Source organism: Paenibacillus sp. NPDC057967 (assembly GCF_042887015.1).
In the GTDB taxonomy this organism is placed as follows: domain Bacteria; phylum Bacillota; class Bacilli; order Paenibacillales; family Paenibacillaceae; genus Pristimantibacillus.
The window spans coordinates 760,561-778,221 of the sequence record NZ_JBHVQB010000001.1; the positions used below are offsets into that span (position 1 = coordinate 760,561).

The 17,661-nt window shown below is 51.9% G+C and carries 16 protein-coding genes; 5 read left to right on the forward strand and 11 right to left on the reverse strand.

The features are described from left to right. Positions 1-106 precede the first annotated feature (106 nt). Entirely contained in the window at positions 107-2,749 is a 2,643-nt protein-coding gene (locus ACFVSO_RS03215; protein ID WP_387470018.1) for a discoidin domain-containing protein, read from the reverse strand. A gap of 298 nt (positions 2,750-3,047) precedes the next feature. Here ACFVSO_RS03215 and ACFVSO_RS03220 point away from each other — a divergent pair, with 298 nt between their 5' ends. From ACFVSO_RS03220 to ACFVSO_RS03235, 4 genes are all read left to right on the forward strand, one after another. Then, complete coding sequence (locus ACFVSO_RS03220; protein ID WP_387470020.1) at positions 3,048-3,629, forward strand: TetR/AcrR family transcriptional regulator; 582 nt, start codon at positions 3,048-3,050, stop codon at positions 3,627-3,629. Between the two features lie 61 nt (positions 3,630-3,690). Next, on the forward strand, positions 3,691-5,526 hold the full coding sequence (locus tag ACFVSO_RS03225) for an alpha/beta fold hydrolase (RefSeq protein ID WP_387470022.1): 1,836 nt from the start codon (positions 3,691-3,693) through the stop codon (positions 5,524-5,526). A gap of 193 nt (positions 5,527-5,719) precedes the next feature. Further along, positions 5,720-6,628, forward strand: a complete 909-nt coding sequence (locus ACFVSO_RS03230; protein WP_387470024.1) for an amidoligase family protein — start codon at positions 5,720-5,722, stop codon at positions 6,626-6,628. A gap of 122 nt (positions 6,629-6,750) precedes the next feature. After that, on the forward strand, positions 6,751-7,506 hold the full coding sequence (locus ACFVSO_RS03235) for a DUF975 family protein (RefSeq protein ID WP_387470026.1): 756 nt from the start codon (positions 6,751-6,753) through the stop codon (positions 7,504-7,506). Positions 7,507-7,571: 65 nt separating this feature from the next. On the opposite strand, the gene ACFVSO_RS03240 is transcribed toward ACFVSO_RS03235, so the two are convergent. The 6 genes from ACFVSO_RS03240 to ACFVSO_RS03265 all read right to left on the reverse strand — a co-directional run bounded on the left by ACFVSO_RS03240 (position 7,572) and on the right by ACFVSO_RS03265 (position 12,663). Beyond that, positions 7,572-8,177, reverse strand: coding sequence for a response regulator (locus tag ACFVSO_RS03240; RefSeq protein WP_387470028.1), 606 nt, complete (start codon positions 8,175-8,177; stop codon positions 7,572-7,574). Between the two features lie 3 nt (positions 8,178-8,180). Further along, a complete protein-coding gene (locus ACFVSO_RS03245) occupies positions 8,181-9,290 on the reverse strand; it encodes a sensor histidine kinase (RefSeq protein WP_387470030.1) in 1,110 nt (369 codons plus the stop codon). A gap of 29 nt (positions 9,291-9,319) precedes the next feature. Continuing rightward, a complete protein-coding gene (locus tag ACFVSO_RS03250; protein ID WP_387470032.1) occupies positions 9,320-10,474 on the reverse strand; it encodes a DUF418 domain-containing protein in 1,155 nt (384 codons plus the stop codon). A gap of 210 nt (positions 10,475-10,684) precedes the next feature. Next, positions 10,685-11,122 (reverse strand): NUDIX domain-containing protein, encoded by a 438-nt coding sequence (locus ACFVSO_RS03255; RefSeq protein ID WP_387470034.1) that lies wholly within the window; start codon positions 11,120-11,122, stop codon positions 10,685-10,687. 31 nt (positions 11,123-11,153) lie between these two features. Next, positions 11,154-11,435 (reverse strand): hypothetical protein, encoded by a 282-nt coding sequence (locus ACFVSO_RS03260; RefSeq protein WP_387470036.1) that lies wholly within the window; start codon positions 11,433-11,435, stop codon positions 11,154-11,156. 322 nt (positions 11,436-11,757) lie between these two features. After that, complete coding sequence (locus ACFVSO_RS03265; RefSeq protein ID WP_387470038.1) at positions 11,758-12,663, reverse strand: DMT family transporter; 906 nt, start codon at positions 12,661-12,663, stop codon at positions 11,758-11,760. A gap of 212 nt (positions 12,664-12,875) precedes the next feature. Between ACFVSO_RS03265 and ACFVSO_RS03270 the strand changes: the two genes are divergently transcribed. Then, positions 12,876-13,388, forward strand: a complete 513-nt coding sequence (locus ACFVSO_RS03270) for a GyrI-like domain-containing protein (RefSeq protein ID WP_387470040.1) — start codon at positions 12,876-12,878, stop codon at positions 13,386-13,388. A 106-nt stretch (positions 13,389-13,494) separates the two neighbouring features. Here ACFVSO_RS03270 and ACFVSO_RS03275 read toward each other — a convergent pair whose 3' ends face one another. The 4 genes from ACFVSO_RS03275 to ACFVSO_RS03290 all read right to left on the reverse strand — a co-directional run bounded on the left by ACFVSO_RS03275 (position 13,495) and on the right by ACFVSO_RS03290 (position 17,638). Continuing rightward, a complete protein-coding gene (locus ACFVSO_RS03275) occupies positions 13,495-14,775 on the reverse strand; it encodes a methyl-accepting chemotaxis protein (RefSeq protein WP_387470042.1) in 1,281 nt (426 codons plus the stop codon). A 208-nt stretch (positions 14,776-14,983) separates the two neighbouring features. After that, positions 14,984-16,012, reverse strand: a complete 1,029-nt coding sequence (locus tag ACFVSO_RS03280; protein WP_387470044.1) for an ABC transporter substrate-binding protein — start codon at positions 16,010-16,012, stop codon at positions 14,984-14,986. 80 nt (positions 16,013-16,092) lie between these two features. After that, entirely contained in the window at positions 16,093-16,866 is a 774-nt protein-coding gene (locus ACFVSO_RS03285; protein ID WP_387470046.1) for an ABC transporter permease, read from the reverse strand. Beyond that, complete coding sequence (locus ACFVSO_RS03290; protein ID WP_387470047.1) at positions 16,796-17,638, reverse strand: ABC transporter ATP-binding protein; 843 nt, start codon at positions 17,636-17,638, stop codon at positions 16,796-16,798. Before ACFVSO_RS03290 ends, ACFVSO_RS03285 begins: the two co-directional genes overlap by 71 nt. Positions 17,639-17,661: the final 23 nt, after the last annotated feature.

The window sequence follows — 17,661 nt, forward strand, 5'->3', positions numbered from 1 at the left end:
GCCCCAGCAACCGGCAGGCTTACGCTTCTTCTACTTTGCAAACAGGGATTGCAACCTGTGCAATCCCTGCTTGATACGTTCTTTTCTCAGAATATAACAATTTTGGTTAGTTGTACACCTTAAATTCCCTGATCGACCACCAGTTGGATGCCGTGCCCGTCTGTACAACCTTGATATACCGCGCATTGGTCTGTGCGAATTGGGCCGTTACGACTGGCCCGCTGCCCGTGCCGCTCGCTATAGCGTTTCCATAGCTCACGCCGTCTTGCGACACATACACCTCGTAGCCCCGCGCATAATCGTCGTTGCTGCCTGTTGAATCCATCACAATCTTGCTAAAGCTCTGCGAGTTGCCCATGTCGATCGTCAGTGATTGTCCTGGAGCCATAGGCGCCCCAGCGCTCCAACGCGTCCCCATATCCCCGTCAAGCAGATTGGCTGCAATGTCTCCGCTTGATGGCGTTGAAGCGGCAACCCAGCCGGAACGGGAGAGCTCTGCTCCTGTGCCGCCGCCATTGTTGCCACCACTGCCATTCGTATACACGTTCAGCTCCCGAATTGACCACCAGTTGGATGCCGTTCCGGTCTGCACGATCTTGATATAGCGCGCCGACTGTGCAGGGAAGACGGCTTCCACAACCGGCCCGCCTCCTGTGCCGCTCACTGCTGCGCTGCCGTAATTCACGCCGTCGCTTGATACATAAACCTCGAAGCCGCGAGCGTAGTCGTCATTGCTGCCTGTTGAGTCCATCACAATTTTGTTGAAGCTCTTTGCCGATTTCATGTCGATGGTCAGCGACTGCCCTGGAACCATTGCAGTGCCTGCGCTCCAGCGTGTTGCCATATTCCCATCGAGCAAGTTCGCCGCCGCGTCACCGCTTGAAGGCGATGAGGAAGCCGTCCAGCCGGTACGGTCGAGCGCAGTCTCTACGCCTCCGGGGCCTCCCGGTCCGCCTGTACCCGTACCGATAAATGCATTGACCGTCTGCCTCATGCCCTCCGCAGGCGAATTCGCGTAGACGCGGCCTCCCAGCTTATTGATGACATGCGTAATTTCGCTGCCCGGCGTTCCCGCCAGCCATATCGAAGTCGCATGATGAACCTTGACGCCCGTCGTATCCGGCACTTCGATGCCGCTCTCCAGCTTCACAGGCGCATCTCTGAAGAAGGAATAGACGCCGAGTCCCCATACCTCGTGATCCGTCACATGATCGGCTACCTTATAAGATGCGTAGCCGTTCACTGTTCCGTTCTGGCTCATCCATCCTGCCTGATCCGGCACGTCGTATGGAATTTCGGATTGATAGAAGTAGACCCGGCCTCCATTGCCGTTCCATAACGTCTGGTATTCATGATGATGCTCATTGAACAAGCCGTAGATCGTCACCTGATTGCCGTTCACGACCAGACCGTTCTTCGATATATTGTCCGTCCAGCCTACACCAGCGCCATGGTCAGCACGCCAGATCCAAAAGTGATCACCGATGACGTCATTGCTGTTAATAGTTAAGCTGGCGTCGTTTTTGCCGATGGCTGCTCCGCCGATCCGGAAGAACAGATCATGCAGCGAGGTCGGATTGGCCGCATGGCTCGCGTTGCTGCCGTTTGGGCCTACTTCCAGCAGAGAAGTGGAAAGAACGGGACCTGCGTCTAGCACCAGCCCCGCTACCTTCACGCCGTCTACATCAGCCACCTTCATCGTCACTTGTCCGTTCGTCGGGATGAGCGTCGGCAGACCAATGCCAAGAACGACCGTATTGGCGCGGTTCACCTGGATCGTCTCGCTCAGATGGTAGATGCCCGGGGTGAAGATCAGGTTTTTGCCTTGGCTGAGTGCCGCATTGATGTTGGCCGCTGTCGCCGTCTCCGGGCGCGCGATGTGGAACGTATCGATCGACAGTGATTCGCCCGGCGTGGAGCCGTTCACCCAGCTGACGCCCTTCCGGTCATGCTGCAGTGAAGGCACGAACACGCGATACTGCCCTGCACCGTCGATATACAGATACGGCTTCTCGCGCAGTATCGGCGCCTCTTCGACGACGGTGTACGGCGGGTCCGGGAATTGGCCTGCCGGCGGATTGGTGTCGCCGACGAATACCATATTCCATACGCCGTTCGTCCAGTTGCCGTACTGGCTGTTGCGCGAGAACCATTGCTGCTGCGAGCCCGGCACGATCGTGCCGTTGACGACAGAGTCAGCCAGCAAGCCGCCGCTCGCCCAGCCTGCATTCCAGTTATTGTCGAAGTCGAACAATTGCAGCTCGCCGTTAATGTTCAGCCGGCGCAGCGGCGCTGCCTGTGACACAGCGATGCGCGTCATGCCGCTTGCCGGAGTGATCGACAGGTTCTCGATCGCTCGCCAGAAGTTGCGCGTCGCGTTGCCGTTGTCCCACTTGGCGTCGACGTTAAGCGCGCCGCCTGTCAGATTCACTTGCCCCGGGTTTTGCCCGAGTCCCGCAACATGCGTGAAGAAGCCTACTTTCATATCCATGTTGTACGTGCCCGGCTTGAAGAGAAGCGCATATCTCTGATTGCTGAATTCATTGCTCTCTTGCTCATTGAACACCGCGCCCGTTACCGCCTGAATGTCGGCAGCCGGCATGGATGGATCAAACACATATACGTTCGGGCCAAATATCGTCTGATTCGCCGTCGAAGGCGACGGCGCTGCTTCCAAGCGGTCGGGAGACACAACATACGTACTGACGAGAAGCGCTAACGTTGCGATTATAGCTATCCACTTTTTCAAAATGAATTCCCTCCAATGGTTATGGATTATGAATCGATTCCAACGAATCTTTCAATTGTTGCTTGCCTGCTCCTCCTTTCCGCGTGATGGGCGAACGAGACAGCGTCCTCGCCCCACTCTCGTTACTCAATTGCACACTGAACGAAAACGCTTACATTAATCATAGTGCGATACGTTTTTCTTATACAGGTGGAATAATTTAGATGAATGGCTGAATTCTTTAGATTATGGCATGCGGGAATTGGAATGATGCAGGAATGATTTGACACCCTTTTATTAGTACTGTATAGTTCTAATCATGAAAAAGAACACTACCCCAAGCAACCGAATGATTGTCATGCAGGTCGCAACTGCCCTGTTTTTGGAGAAGGGTTATCAGACCACCAGCATGGACGAAATCGTAGCCGTCAGCAAAGTGTCCAAGACGAATATCTATTATCATTTCAAAAGCAAGGAGGAGCTCTTGGCCGCTATTGTCGATCAAATGATTAACCGGTATACGGACATGATCGATGAGATCGCAGCCCAAACGGATTGGCCGGTAACGGATCGAATTAGCCGCTTCGCCGCGCTGCTTACAGAGCAGACGCCAAACAGCCTGGGCGGTTGCCCGTTTCTGACCCTGTACGTTCAGACCTCGCATGATTCGGAGGTGGTCCGAGAAGCGATCGGGGCTTTTTTCCGCAAACAAACCACTACCATGGAGTCGCTGCTTCAGGAAGGAATGGACCGCAAAGAAATACAGACGGCCCTCCCGCTCCCTCAGTTAGCTGCTCTGCTGGTGTCGACGATTGAAGGAGCGCTATTCTTGCAGCATACTCAGAGGGACCCGGCGCTGCTGTCGACCATTCTTCATACTTTGGCAACTATGCTGAAGTAATTTTTTTTGCCCATGATTAGTACTGAACAGTACTAAAAAATACTTAAGGAGGTAGATAACAATGAAAACCGTATTTCTGACAGGGGGCAGCGGATTTATCGGACGGCATGTTCTGGCACAGCTAATTAAGGCAGGACACCAGGTGTATGCGCTTGTCCGCTCTAAGCCAAAGCTGCTTGAGACGATGAGGAGCTTGGGATTGGATGACTTCTCGTCGATTACACCGCTTCAAGGCGATCTCACCAAACCCGCTCTCGGTCTAAGCTGCGAGGATCAAGAGCAATTAAGGCGAGTAGATGTCATCATTCATGCCGGCGGACCGATGGATATTGTATTGCAGGCGGAAGAAGCGCAAAAAGTATTCCGGTATGCCGCCGCCGAAATGATTTATTTGGCCTCAACCATTCAAGAGGCAGGTGCCCTCAAGCACTTTATACATGTCGTCGGCTTCAAATCGCCACATTCGGAACAGCATGACCACCTCAATCTCCATGAGGATCATCGCCATAAAGCTCCTCCTTATGAACAAATGAAATTTGAAGCCGACCTGTTGATTCGGCAGAAGCTTGGTCAATTGGGGGTGCCGTTATCCGTTATTAATCCAAGCGTCGTCATCGGAGACTCTGTTACAGGAATAACCGAGCAAGTCGGCGGACTTGGCATACTGGTCAACAGCGTGCGCAGAGGACTGATGGCACTTGCCCCAGGCGGCAAGACCTATTGGCTCCCCCTCGTCCATGTCGATCATGTGGCGGCATGTATTGCAGCTCTAGCGCAAGAAGAGCATCCTGTGAACAACACGTATTTCTTATTGGATCAGAAGATGGGCAGTCCCGACATGATGGAGCTTACCCGGCTAATTGCCTTGGAATCAGGTGCCAGAGGTCCCTTGGGCGCGATGCCTTATCGCTGGATCAAAGGCTTGCTGAATCTTGGCATAGACAAATGGCTGAAGATGCCCAGGGAGTCAATGGATTTTATCGTCAATTCCGAATTTCCGCTTGCCGCCAAGCTGGACTTGGAAGCCAAACATGATCTTCAGTTATCTGTCGTTCCGTCCACCTTGCCTTTTGTCGTTGCCGATTTGGATTTCCGGATTTCACACGGCAACATGCAGCTCCCACATCCGTTCCGATTCAGCAGGCGGGCGAATCTGGCGACGATTGAAAAGGAAGGCCGCGGAGCGCCTATCATTCTTCTGCATGGCGCCTTCAGCTCAGCCTATCTGTTGCTGCCGCTGGCCCAGCATCTCGCCAACACCTGCGAGAATCCGATCTATTTGGTAGATTTGCCCGGATTCGGACGTTCGCCTCTCCGCCATAACACGACACGGTTAGAAGGGTTGGAGCATGCCGTCAGAGAACTGCTCATGAGCATTGACTCGCCAGTCATCCTTGCCGGACATTCGCTTGGAGGTTATCTCGCTGCCAAGATGCTGGATCACATGCAGGAGCGCATCCAACTGGCTCTGCTGCTGCAGCCCGTATTGCAGCCTCTCTCTTCTAAGTACAAATCCGGATTCTGGACTCGTTCCTTATTGCCATTCACCTCTAAGGCCGCGCTAAAGGGCATGATGCTGAAGGAGCAAAGCTTTGCTCGCGAGCAAGAGATTCCCGGGGAATATATGAACTATATCTATGATGATCTCAAATCAGTCCGAGTCAGGACGAGCACAGCAGAGGTTATGTCCGCGCTGGCGAAGCCGGAGAGCTTCAACTTCTCCCCTAGCAGCTGGGACGATCACAGACTATCGATCTTATGGGGATCGCATGAGCGCAGCTTTCATATCCCGGAGCTGTACGGGAGATTCCCTGTTGCCCGCCTGCCCTATGCCCATCAGTTCCCGATATCCCATCCTGCAGAAACGGCGCGCTGGATTCGCGAGAGGATGGAATAGCAACCAAAGAGCAGCGTTCTGAATACAAGAATCTATTGTGCTGCTCCAGCTGCATTGTATATAATCTCCCTAATAACGAACTTATGGAGGGTTCCCATGCTCAAAGAAAAAATCCCTTGGTAAGCCCGTGCACCGCCTCCTCTCGCATCATTCACGCTATCACATTCCAATAAGAGTCGAGAGGATGACGTACATGTGGCCACAATCCGTAGATTGGAAAGACTTAACCTTTGGTGTAGAAATCGAGTTTGTAGGAGGCCAGCCGGAGCAATGTGAGTTATTGCCAGGCTGGATCATGTCGCTGGAGGAGCGGCAGCTTGACGAGACCGGATTGGAGTCCGGCAGCGAGCTGAAGCCTCCTCCGTTGCTATGGACGGACCGGGAGCAGATCCGCATCATGCTGGATCGGCTTCAGGCACAAGGCGCTACAGCGAATTGGAGCTGCGGCCTTCATATCCATGTGGGGCTGGCGTCCTGGGGGCAGGATATCGTCCCCCGTCTTCTGGATGCGGCGCTGCAATGCCAGGAGACCATTCAGAAGCTGCTGACAACGAGTCCTCATCGCAGAATCTTCTGTCCGCCCATCACACCGGAGATGAAGGAACGCTATGAGGCTTTGCCTCAGGAGGAATCCGTCCGCCATTTCGGACGCCCACAATCCCATCGATGCGGCATTAATACGGCAGCCTGGTTCGATATTCAGACCGTCGAAATCCGGTACGCGAATGGCTCGCTGGACTATGAAGAAGTCCTTGCAACCGTGGAGCTTTGCCTTCGATTCGTTGCTGCGGTCGGAGAAGGACGCTCGTTATCCAGTGATTTCAAAGAACTGGCTGCGCAGCTTGGGGCGCCTCTGACTGGATATCCGCCTCCATTGCCGCCGCCAAGATGGTTCGAAGAGAGAACCTGGCTGGAGGACAGCCTTATCCCGGTCTTAACCTCTATGGCAGCGGAGCTTGTACAAGATGGCGAGATCCATCATATCCTGCCCGTGCCGGAAGGATTTCTGCTGGCGGTCGAAGATCGTGAAGGGCAGCTGTCCACATTCATCATTCAGCCGCCTGCGGCGGAGTGGAAGGTCGTTCGTCAAATCGCAGAGTAGGGAATAAAGCCATGTCGCACCTAGCGGCATGGCTTCTTTACGACGACCTGGCATATAAGTGGACTATAACCGTATGGCATTTCGTACGATAGAGGATAGAGCGGACAAAGGGAGGAAGGTCAATGTGGGAACGCAAGGAACTGAAGGATAATGCCAAATATGTGCTTAGAACCTCGTATTGGAAAGCTTTTCTGGTCAGCCTGATTTTAGGCTTTGTCAGCGGAGGAGTCAGCACTCCGAATGTGAACTTCAATTACAGATCATCGGATTCATCTTTCGATTCTCAAACCGAATGGATCGACTGGGGACTATTAGCGCCTTTCCTTGCCCTTGCGGTCGGTTTTATCCTCATTGCCATTTTTCTCTTGCTAGCTTTTAGAATTTTCCTCGGCTTTCCTCTTGAAGTCGGTTCGATGAAGTTTTTCAAGCGATCCGCAGAGCAGGACGTGAACCTGAATCATCTGGGATATGCCTTCAATGGACAGCGGTATTTGGATATTGTGGTGGCCATGCTATGGAGGGGTTTCCTTAATTTCCTGTGGTATTTGCTGCTCATTATTCCAGGCATCGTGAAATCCTACGCCTATAGCATGGTCCCGTTCATACTGGCGAACAACCCGAATATCGGATTCAAGCGATCCGTTGAATTAAGCAATCAAATGACAAGAGGACATAAATTCCGCATCTTCGTCCTGGATTTAAGCTTTCTTGGCTGGATCTTCCTGGGCCTGCTGGCTTGCGGCATAGGTGTCTTGTTCGTCATGCCTTATATCAATGCCACAAAAGCAGAGCTGTATCTCGCATTGCGCAAAGAAGCGCTTGAGCGCAATCTGACGACGGAAGCAGAGCTTCGGCTTACGCCCCCGCCTCTCTTATAGATCGCTTCGCTCACTATGCACAAGGCCGGCAACCCATAGAGGGTACCGGCCTTGTCAGCGCTATCCTATATCCATCCACGATCATGCGCCTTCTCCGTCGCCTGCTGCCTCGTCTCGACACCCAGCTTCTGAATCGCCGTGGACAAATAATTGCGAACGGTCCCATTGGTCAAATACAGCTGCTCCGCTATATCACTCGTGGACAGCCCCGATCTGGACAGCCTGAGCACATCGCTTTCCCTATCGGTCAGTGGATTCTCCTCCTTCACAAAAAGAGCTGTTGCCAGCTCCTTGCTGATGACATGCCCGCCAGCCATCACCTTGCGAATGGCATCAATTAGAAATTCAATCGGCTCATCCTTAAGCAAGTAACCCTCTACCTTTAGGTCTCGGGCCTTCTGCAAAAAGCCCGGGCGGGCGAAGGTGGTCACCATGATGATTTTAGGCGTTTGTCCCTCCTGCTTCAGCTTCTCCGCAAGCTCAAGACCGGACAGAAACGGAATTTCAATGTCCAACAGGCACAGATCCGGTTCACATCTGCGAATCACCTCCAAGGCTTCTATGCCGTCTTCCGCTTCTCCTACTACATCGATGTCGTCTTCCAGGGATAATAGCGATCTAAGCGTCCCTCTAAGCAGCTTCTGATCTTCAGCAATTACGATTCGGATCACTTCTTAACCCCTCCCATTATTCATTAGCGGAAGCTTCAACATCACGGCCGCGCCCCTGTCGGGATTGGCTGACAGGTAAGCATCTCCTTGCAGCATAGCCATCCGTTCTCTCATGGATTGCAGGCCATTTCCTTGGCCTTGCTGGTCCAAGCCTTTGCCATTATCGATGATTTGAATATAATAGTGCTCACCCTGGACGTAATGGGTAAGCGTACAACGGGTCGCTTCGCTATGCTTGATGATATTGGTTACTGCTTCCCGGAGGGAGAGCGCCACCATCGTCTCGGCTGCATCGGATAACGGCCTTACCTCTTCTTCCGCTGCGGTCATGTCGATATCGGCGTCCCTCAATAGCTCTCTGGACCGTGCGATCTCCTTCGCCAGAGAGACGAACCTCATGTCAGTCACCAGCTCCCGCACTTGCTTCAGCGCGTAGCGCGATGTGTCCAATATATCGTTCAGTTCATACTTCGCTTTCTCCGGGTGTTTATCCACCAGCCTGATTGTCAATTCGCTCTTCAGCTTAATCATTGTTAGCGTCTGTCCCAGCGTATCGTGGAGGTCTCTAGCGATCCGGTTCCGCTCCTCTTCCTGAATATAATGCTCCAGCTGAGCATTCGCGATATCCAGCTTTTCCTTAAGTTGCCTCGACTTTTCCTTGGTATGGATCACAATAGTCGACGTCAGTTGCATGATCATACCCGCGAAGAACAGATTCGTGAATAGCGCAAAAGGACTTCCCGCATAGAGCCAGCTGTGCGTCAGATACATAATCACGATGCCCGCCATTCCACCAGCCATCACCCATAAGCGCTTCGTGCGGCCTAGCAGATCGGCAAATACAAATCCATAAAGCAGCATCCAGTTCGAGATATAAAGGCCGAGCACAACCATCAAAGCGCACCAAACGAGACTGGCCCCAAGAAGGCGCCAGTCCCGATACCATAAGCCAACATAGAAGGATGCCAGAAACAACAGGAACACTGCTATTCTCCCAACAAGAGGAAACGTATGGCTCGCAATGAACACATGATAGATAAATGCGACCACGACCAGCATATCGATAATTAAATATTTCTCAATCTGATCCCGGGGATAAATCCGTCTCCACATGGTTGCCCAACACACCTTATCTGTTCAGTCTAATTTTTCGGCTTTGCGATCAAGCCCGTAGCGAATCTTCGAGCCGATTCCATCGGGCCAAGCTTGAAGCGTCCCAGCCACATGTAAGCGAACAACATCTGAACGCAGCTGATCGCGAGCCATACTCCTGCTACTGCTGCCGGATTCAACTTACCGCCAAGCCCCAGCCCCCAGCCGTAGAAGATCACACCGGAGATTATATTTTGCAACATATAGCAGCTAAGCGACATTTTTCCTACTTGCTCCAATCGAGTCCATAACCACAGCTTTTCGCTGCTTTCTACCAATCTCGCAATTAGTCCGAGATAGCCGAGCGCTAGAATCGGCGCGAACAGATAGCGTACAGGCAGATCGAAGTAGCCGCCGGGGACGAATAGGAGCATGTTAAGCGGGATGCCCAGGCAGAGCCCCCATTGCAGGAGCTTTCTCCGCTTCTTCCTCCCGTCCTCATCAGCCGCAAAATAACCGGATCGCATCATCCGTATGCCGAGCAAGAACAGGAAGATATTCATTGGAATGACGAACAGGGCTTCCGTCCGAAGCATGAAGAATTGAGACAAGCGGTACTCCACTTGCTGCAGCCAGCTGCCATCCTTATATAATAACACCGTGCCATTCATATCGCCTAAACTCACATTCCCTCCGCTAATGCCGAGCAAGACGCCGCCTGTTAAGAGAAGGAGCATAACCGCTCCATGAAACCCGCCGAATAGGATCATCGCTTTGCGAATGGCTTTATCCCCGCCCTTAATAATAAAGGCTGTGATGACAGCCGTTATGCCATAGCTCATCAAGATGTCATATTCCATTACCAATGTAAAGTGGATAAACCCCTCCGCCATCAGAATGACGGATGTCCAGATATAGACGCCAGGCCACGCATTGCCGCGCCTTAAGGACTGCTGATACTTCATCTCCAGCCCGACACCGAACATAATTGTCAGCAAGCCCAGAAGCTTCCCGTTCACCAGGAACAGCACAAATACGCGCACAAATTCCTGAAACGACGTCCACCACGCATCCACGTTAAAGGTAAGAATGTAATTCAGGTCACCCAAATAAGCGAATAGCCATATATTCGTACCCAGCGTACCCATTACTGCAAAACCTCTCAATATGTCGAGCAACCGCAATCTTCCGCTTTTTTCCGCCATGCCAATCCCCTCTTCATTCCATTAGTACCTTTATTGTATGGATGTAGGGATGACCGCGATATTCACAGCAGTCAGCAGTTGGATATGACAGTGTCATATTGAAGAGGAAGATTCGAGCGGACGGCACGCAAAATAAAACAACCGTACTCCACAATGGGGTACGGTTGCCGTATATGATCACATTAGCCGGAACTTTCCGCCCTATTTCATTTATCTAGCCAATTGCCTCACCTTGTCCAGATGCTCGCCCAGATTGCTGTACAGGGGTGGACAGGCCTCCATATCTATCCAAAAATAATGAAAGATCCAGCCGTTATCCTCGTCATTGCTTTGCACCACATGGGTAAAGGCTTCCGGGGCAGCTGCTTCGAGCTGATAGTAATATCGATGAACATGCTGCTTCAACGTCTCGGAGTAGTAGGAATACTCGCCAAGCAGGATGATATTGTTAAGCTCTTGTATGCCCGATTCCTCCATAATCTCTCTCCTAAGCGCGTCAAGCAATGGCTCGTTCTCCTCTACTGTCCCGCCGGGAACCTGCAAGCCCAAATCCTCATAATCTTGCTCCCGGAAAACCAGCAACTGCAATTTCCCCTCATGTATGCGAGTAAGGTAGGCTGTTACTTTATAGACCATATCCGCTTTCATCTCTATGCACCTCGTTTCGAATTTCATAGATTCACTTCTGATTGACGGCTTTCTCCAGTTCCATGATGCGGGTTCTTAGAAAAGTGACTTCATCCTCCAGCGCTTCTCTCGTCCTGCGGGTCAGCAGCGTCACCAGGATCGCCAGCACACTGACCGCGATGACTGAGAAGGCTCCGAAAAAGACAACTTCCCGATCGAGCAGACTGCTGCCATCTATTAACAAAATAAGTCCATAACAAGCAAAAACAATGATGACGATGCTGATAATGGTGCAAACTGCTGCCAATCTTTTAAAACCCGTCTCAGAAAACATCCCATCTCTCCTCTTACTCTTTTTCTCTCATCATCCAATATATTCCTGGCTGACTATATTAACGCTTCATAGGGCATGAAGGTTTCAGGGGAGCGCATGTTTCGCTATCAAGTCACCCCCGAGCACGGAATTGAGGTATCCAACATATCCGGTAACCCGCCCTATCCACGACTTCTCCTGGTTCCATTTCTACGATCCTCACGGCAACCGACTCCATATTTATCGATACTAAAATAGAACAAAGACCCCTTATATTAGGGGTCTTCTTCACTGTTATGGTCTATCATGCAGTTGATTATTTAAGTCTAATGGTGTAGCTATGCTAGTTAACGACTTCCGATGCCCGCCTGCCCGGTTTGCGATTTACGAAATAGATGCTGACCAAAATACAGGCCAGTCCGGCGACAAGCGTCAGCGTAAGCGGCTCATGCAGGAATAAGGTGCCTGCCAGTATCGCCACGACGGGAATAAGGAACGTGTAGGAGGCCATCTTGCCCGCTTCTCCGGAATCCATTAATTTGTAGAAGACCAGCCATCCTATAGCGATGACAAAAACCGAGATAAACAGCAGGCTGCCGATGAAAGCGGCATTCCAGCGCACATCCCCCCAGCTCTCCACTCCGCTGCCTGTCGCGGTCATGAGCACTCCACCAATCAGGAGCTGTAGCGTAACAAGCCAGATCGGGTCGACGCTGCCGCTTTTCCGCTTCACATAGACCGTCCCCAGCGCCCAGCTCAGCGCGGAGCCAAGAGCAAGCAGGACGCCCTCTACCGAGATATGACCGGACAAGCCCCCTGCCCCGGTGCTGATAATGCCGACTCCGGCGAAGCCGAGCAGCAGGCCCGTTACTTTCATGCCGTTCATCGACTCTCCAAGCCACATCCAGGAGAATAGCCCGACCAGCACCGGCTGGAGGAACACAATCGCCGAGAACAAGCCGGACGGCAAGTAGTTAAGACCAATGGACTGAAGGCCGTAATACAGAATGATATTAACGATTGCAGAAATGACATACACCGGCCACGTTCGGCTGAAATTCAGCTTCTTGTATCGCGGCAGGGCGAACATAAGAAGCAGAATACCGCCGAGCAGCGTTCTCACTCCCGAGAACAGCACCGGCGGCATATAGGCTAAAGCAAACTTGGATAAAGGCCAATTGATTCCCCATACGAGCACGAGGAACAGAATTAGCAAAGCCGTATTGGCTTTGGACAGTTGTTGTTGCATGATGCAGGACTCCTTGTTGTAGGTTCACATGAGGTTTGAACGAGCCGTTACATCCATCATCATACTCCTGTCCCCTAACCGAAGCAACTATTCTTGCAAAGAAAAACTAGAACATACGATCCTGTTGGATTATAATGGAATAGAATTGACCAAACCTCTCTTGCGGCGCCCTGCCGAATGCGGAGGACTAACCCCTTTCAGGAGGAATTCGAATGGAATTTCGTATGGTAACCAAACCTGGCTTTGATGTATTCGGCTACGCCATCCGCACCCGCATGGCGGACGGACAGAACCATCGTGACATTCCGGCATTCTGGCAGCGTTATATGGAGGAGAAACTAGGGGAAACCTTGTACGAACAGGCTGTCTCGATGGCAGAGTACGGCATCTGTGATGACTTCGATATGGAGGCAGGTGAATTCAGCTACATCATCGGGGTTGAAGCCAGAGACGGAGCCGAAGCGCCCGAAGGGACGATTCGCCGCCATTACCCGGAGCAGACCTATGCGGTGTTTACGTCTCCCAAGAGCACACATGAGCAATTTTCCGATTCCATTCAGCAAACTTGGGGTTATATTATGGGGGAATGGCTCCCCAAAGCCCCTTATGTGCATGCGGCCGCTGCCGAATTCGAATATTATGACGAGCGCTGTTGGCAGGATCGCAACGAGCTGCTGGAGATGGACATCTATATTCCGGTACAACCCAAAACCGGAGAAGCGTAATGCTTAATGGCGTTCCCTTCATTGTTCACACATAAAAAACAAGGTGCCATTAAGACACCTTGCAAGAAAAGGAATCAGGCTGGGCTTTTCGCTGCGCAGCCTATTGCTATTTATACCGGAACTGTTCAATTCCGCTTTGCAGAGCAACGGTCATGTTTTGCAATTCGTTGGAGGCAGCCGCAACCTCCTCTACCATCGCATTCTGCTCCTGTACCGATGCCGAGATCTTGCCCAGCTTGTCCGCATTTTCTTTGGCGGCATCCGCGACCTGCTCCGCGTCGACGAGCATCGTGTTCATTTTCGTGGACTGAGTATCCATGAGTGCGGCAATGCGATCAATCGCTGTCACGGTTCGGTCGACCGATTGCGCAATAAGCTGCAGATGGCCAATCGTTTCGGTCGTTTTGGACGCTCCCGCATGCGTATGCTGCGCTTGCAGCTCCATACGGCTGACCGCCAGGCTCAGATCGGTATGAATGGCTTCGATCAGGTTGCCGATGTTTTTCACTTCCAATGAGGTATGGTTCGCCAGCTTCCTAATCTCGATTGCTACGACCTGGAAACCTTGGCCATGCTCGCCCGCATGGGCCGCTTCAATCGAAGCATTCAACGCCAGCAAGTGGGTTCTGGACGAGATTTCCTCTACGGCGTGAATGATATCGCCGATCTGTTCCGCACGCTCCCTAAGCTTTGTCATGATAATGGACGTTTCTTCCCCCTCCGCAGCGAGTCGATTCATCGTCGACGACAACGCATCTACCGACTCGTTACTGCTGATCATGGCAAGCGACATATCCTTCGCATCCTGCTGGGCAGCCTCCGTACAAGCGGACGCATCGGATGACAGTCCAGCTATATCCTGAATGGATGCATACATCGCATCCGACAATTGAGCCTGTGTGTCCGTATTGGAGGAGATCTCTCCTACACGCTCCGTCACCACAGTCAGCAGCGTTGCTACCTGCTCCAGTGCCAATCTCAAATGCTCCACTTCCGTGCCTGTTGCCTTGGAATGCGTATCGATATTGGCGATAATGCCCCTAAGGCTTGTAATCATCTGATTGAACGAAGTCGCCAGCTGCGACAATTCATCGCCCGACTTCGGAATCGTCACGCCTGCCTTGAGGTCTCCCTTGGCCGCAATATCCGCCGCCTTGTGAAGATCGTTAAGCGGCTTGACCAGCCATCTTGCGGTCAGCCACCCCAGAAACCCCGTCCAGAACACGCCTAACCCGAAGGTCAAGCTTGTAAAAAGCCATGACTCCATATTCGGAGCCAAATAATCCTTCAATACAAAAATAAAAAATGCGCTTGTCCCATATGTAGCTGTTGCCACGAGACTGATCCCTGCCACAATTTTGGTAACCAAGCTTGTTGATATCTTCATCTGACAGCCCTCCGCAAGTGAATATTGTACCCGCCTTGCTACTTACCCTGATCCATTATGACCTTTCTCCCGGGCAAGAACTGTGACGAAAGTCACAAAAGAAGGTCAAAACAGGAAACAATTTTTGAGCCATTCGTCACAGCGTAATCCTTTTGCGCATAAAAAAACACCGCCGCAAGGGCGATGTTTAAAGCGAGCTTAGGCTCTATTATTTTCCGTTCTTAACCTCATCCAATATGGACAGATCCAGGAACTTGCTCAGATCTAGCGTATCGACTGTTACATCCTTGATGTAGCCTGCCTCGATCGAGACTCTTGCCATCTCCTCAATCGCTTCCTGGCTTACGTCGGATGTTAATCTCATATGGGACAAGGCAGCCTTGATCAGAGCTACATCCAATCCTTTGCCGCTAAGCTCGCTCAGGCGCTTGTTGATCAGCTCATAGGATTCATCCGGGTTGGCTTGGATAAATTCAATAGCCTCCAGGTTCGCTTTCACAATCGCTTTGGCGAGGTCTCTATGCTCTTTGATGAACTTATCGCTTGCTACCAGAATAACTAGCGGGTAGTCGCCGTTGTTCGGCGGAATTTGATCCCAAGGCACGATGACCTTGCCGATGCCTTCCTGCTCGATCTGCGTACCCCACGGCTCTGGAATAAGCGTTGCATGCACTTCGTTCTGACGAAGAGCGACCAGTGTATCGGACGGTGCGCGCGCTACGATCTGAGCGCCAGAGCTGTCAGTCGTAACCGGGACGCCCTCTTGCTCCAGCAGCAGACGCAGCGAAATTTCGTTCGTGCTGCCTTTAGTCGGAATTGCAATGGTTTTGCCTACGAGATCTTTGACCGTCTCCACACCGGAATCCTTGCCTGCGACAAGTACGGCACCGCCGTTATCCGCGCCGGAGATAACCCGGAAGTTGCTGCTCTTCAGAAACTGGTTCGTCGAGGGACCAGGGCCAACATAACCGATATCGATCTGGCCTGTCGCAATAGCAGTCGAGAAGTCGGAGCCGTTATCAAAGGCTTGAACCTCTATCTTCACATTCTCGCCAAGCTGCTTCTGGAAAAACTCCTTCTCCAGGCCAATATAGCCCGCTGCATGCGTCACGTTCTTGAAGATACCGAGCTTCACCGTTACTTGATCCTTGGAGCCCGAGCCCTCTGACTTCCCGCCGCAAGCCGCAAGCGTGAACACCAGAACAAATGCCATAACCAGTATGCCGATCTTTCTCATAGACAACCCCTTCTCTCTCCCTATATGGACATGAATAATTTCTCTTATTCCGACTAATTATATATGATTACTGTTAAATGTCAACTCTTACTATTGCTTTCCAATCCATACCTAACGAGCAGCCGATCCTCCAGCTTCTTGAAGCAGAAGTGGTCAGATAATGTACCCAATACTGCGATAATGATGACGACATTCAGCATTAAGGCGGTATCACCTAAGCCCCTGCCGTCTTGCAATAATTGGCCAAGTCCAGCGCCATTGGCAATAAGCTCGCCCGCTACAAGCGCCCGCCAAGCAAACGCCCACGACACCCGTACGCCCGTCATCAGATGCGGGAACGCCCCCGGAATGAGAATCTGGGTAAACATGCGCCAGCCGGTGCCGGTACCGAGCGTTTGAGCTGCTCTAAGATAGATGGGAGGAATGTTCTTGATCCCGGTTCTGGTCGCTATGGACATCGTCCAGGTCGCACCTAGCGCCGTGATGAAGATAACGGACACATCATTGAAGCCGAACCATATAATTGCAAAAGGAAGCCACGCGATACTCGGAACCGTCTGAAGTGCAATGACCAGAAATCCGATCGTATCGTCGATTGCCTTGAACTTCGCGAACATAAAGCCTAACAGCATGCCAACAGTGAGGGAGATCGCGAACGCGATGAACAACCTTCTAAGCGAGTTATAGATGGCGTCCAGAAGTTGACCGTGGGCAATGCCGGTATAGAACGACTCCACCGTCTGGAACAGAGAAGGGAACTTCCATGATTCCCAGCCGATAAGCCTATATGCCGCCTCCCATGTCACCAATATCACGATTATGAATATTGTTCTTCTTAAAGCTGTAGTTGACATCGTCCATTTCCTCCTTGATCACTTTCTCCATCTCATCCGCCAAGCAATCCATAACCGACCGTTCCACATGATGAATGAGCGGGTCGGCGCTGTCTCTCGGTCTTGCGGCTTGTACCGTAAATTCCTTCTTGATCGTGCCAGGCCGAGTGGACATCACAAGTACTCGATCGGACAACATCACAGCTTCCCGAATGTTATGCGTAATAAAGAGAATGGTCTTGCCTGTCTTCATCCATATATCTTCAAGCTCCTTGTGCAGCACAAGACGGGTTTGCTCGTCGAGTGCGGCGAAGGGCTCGTCCATAAGCAGAATCTTCGGATTCATAATAAGCGCACGTGCAATCGCCGCACGCTGCTTCATCCCGCCGGAGAGCTCATGCGGATAACGATCGGCGAATTTGCCCAGATGGACATAGCGAATCTGCTCTCTTGCCCGCTCCAGCCTCTCCTTCTTCCCTACCCCTTGCTGCTTCAGTCCAAAAGCTACATTTTCCAGCACAGTCATCCATGGGAACAAGCCATGCTCTTGAAACACGACGACCCGGTCCGGACCTGGCGCCTTAATGCTCTCGCCGGACACCCCGATGGAGCCCTCGTATTGCCGGTCGAAGCCGGCGATCAAATTCAATATTGTCGATTTCCCGCAGCCGGACGGACCAAGCAACGAGACGAACTCGCCTTCTTTAATGGTGATGCTCACATCATCGATGGCCTTAAAGCGGCTCCCGTCACGCTGTTGAAACTGCTTACTCACGTGGTCAATGACAATCATCGTGTTGAACCCCATTTCATAAA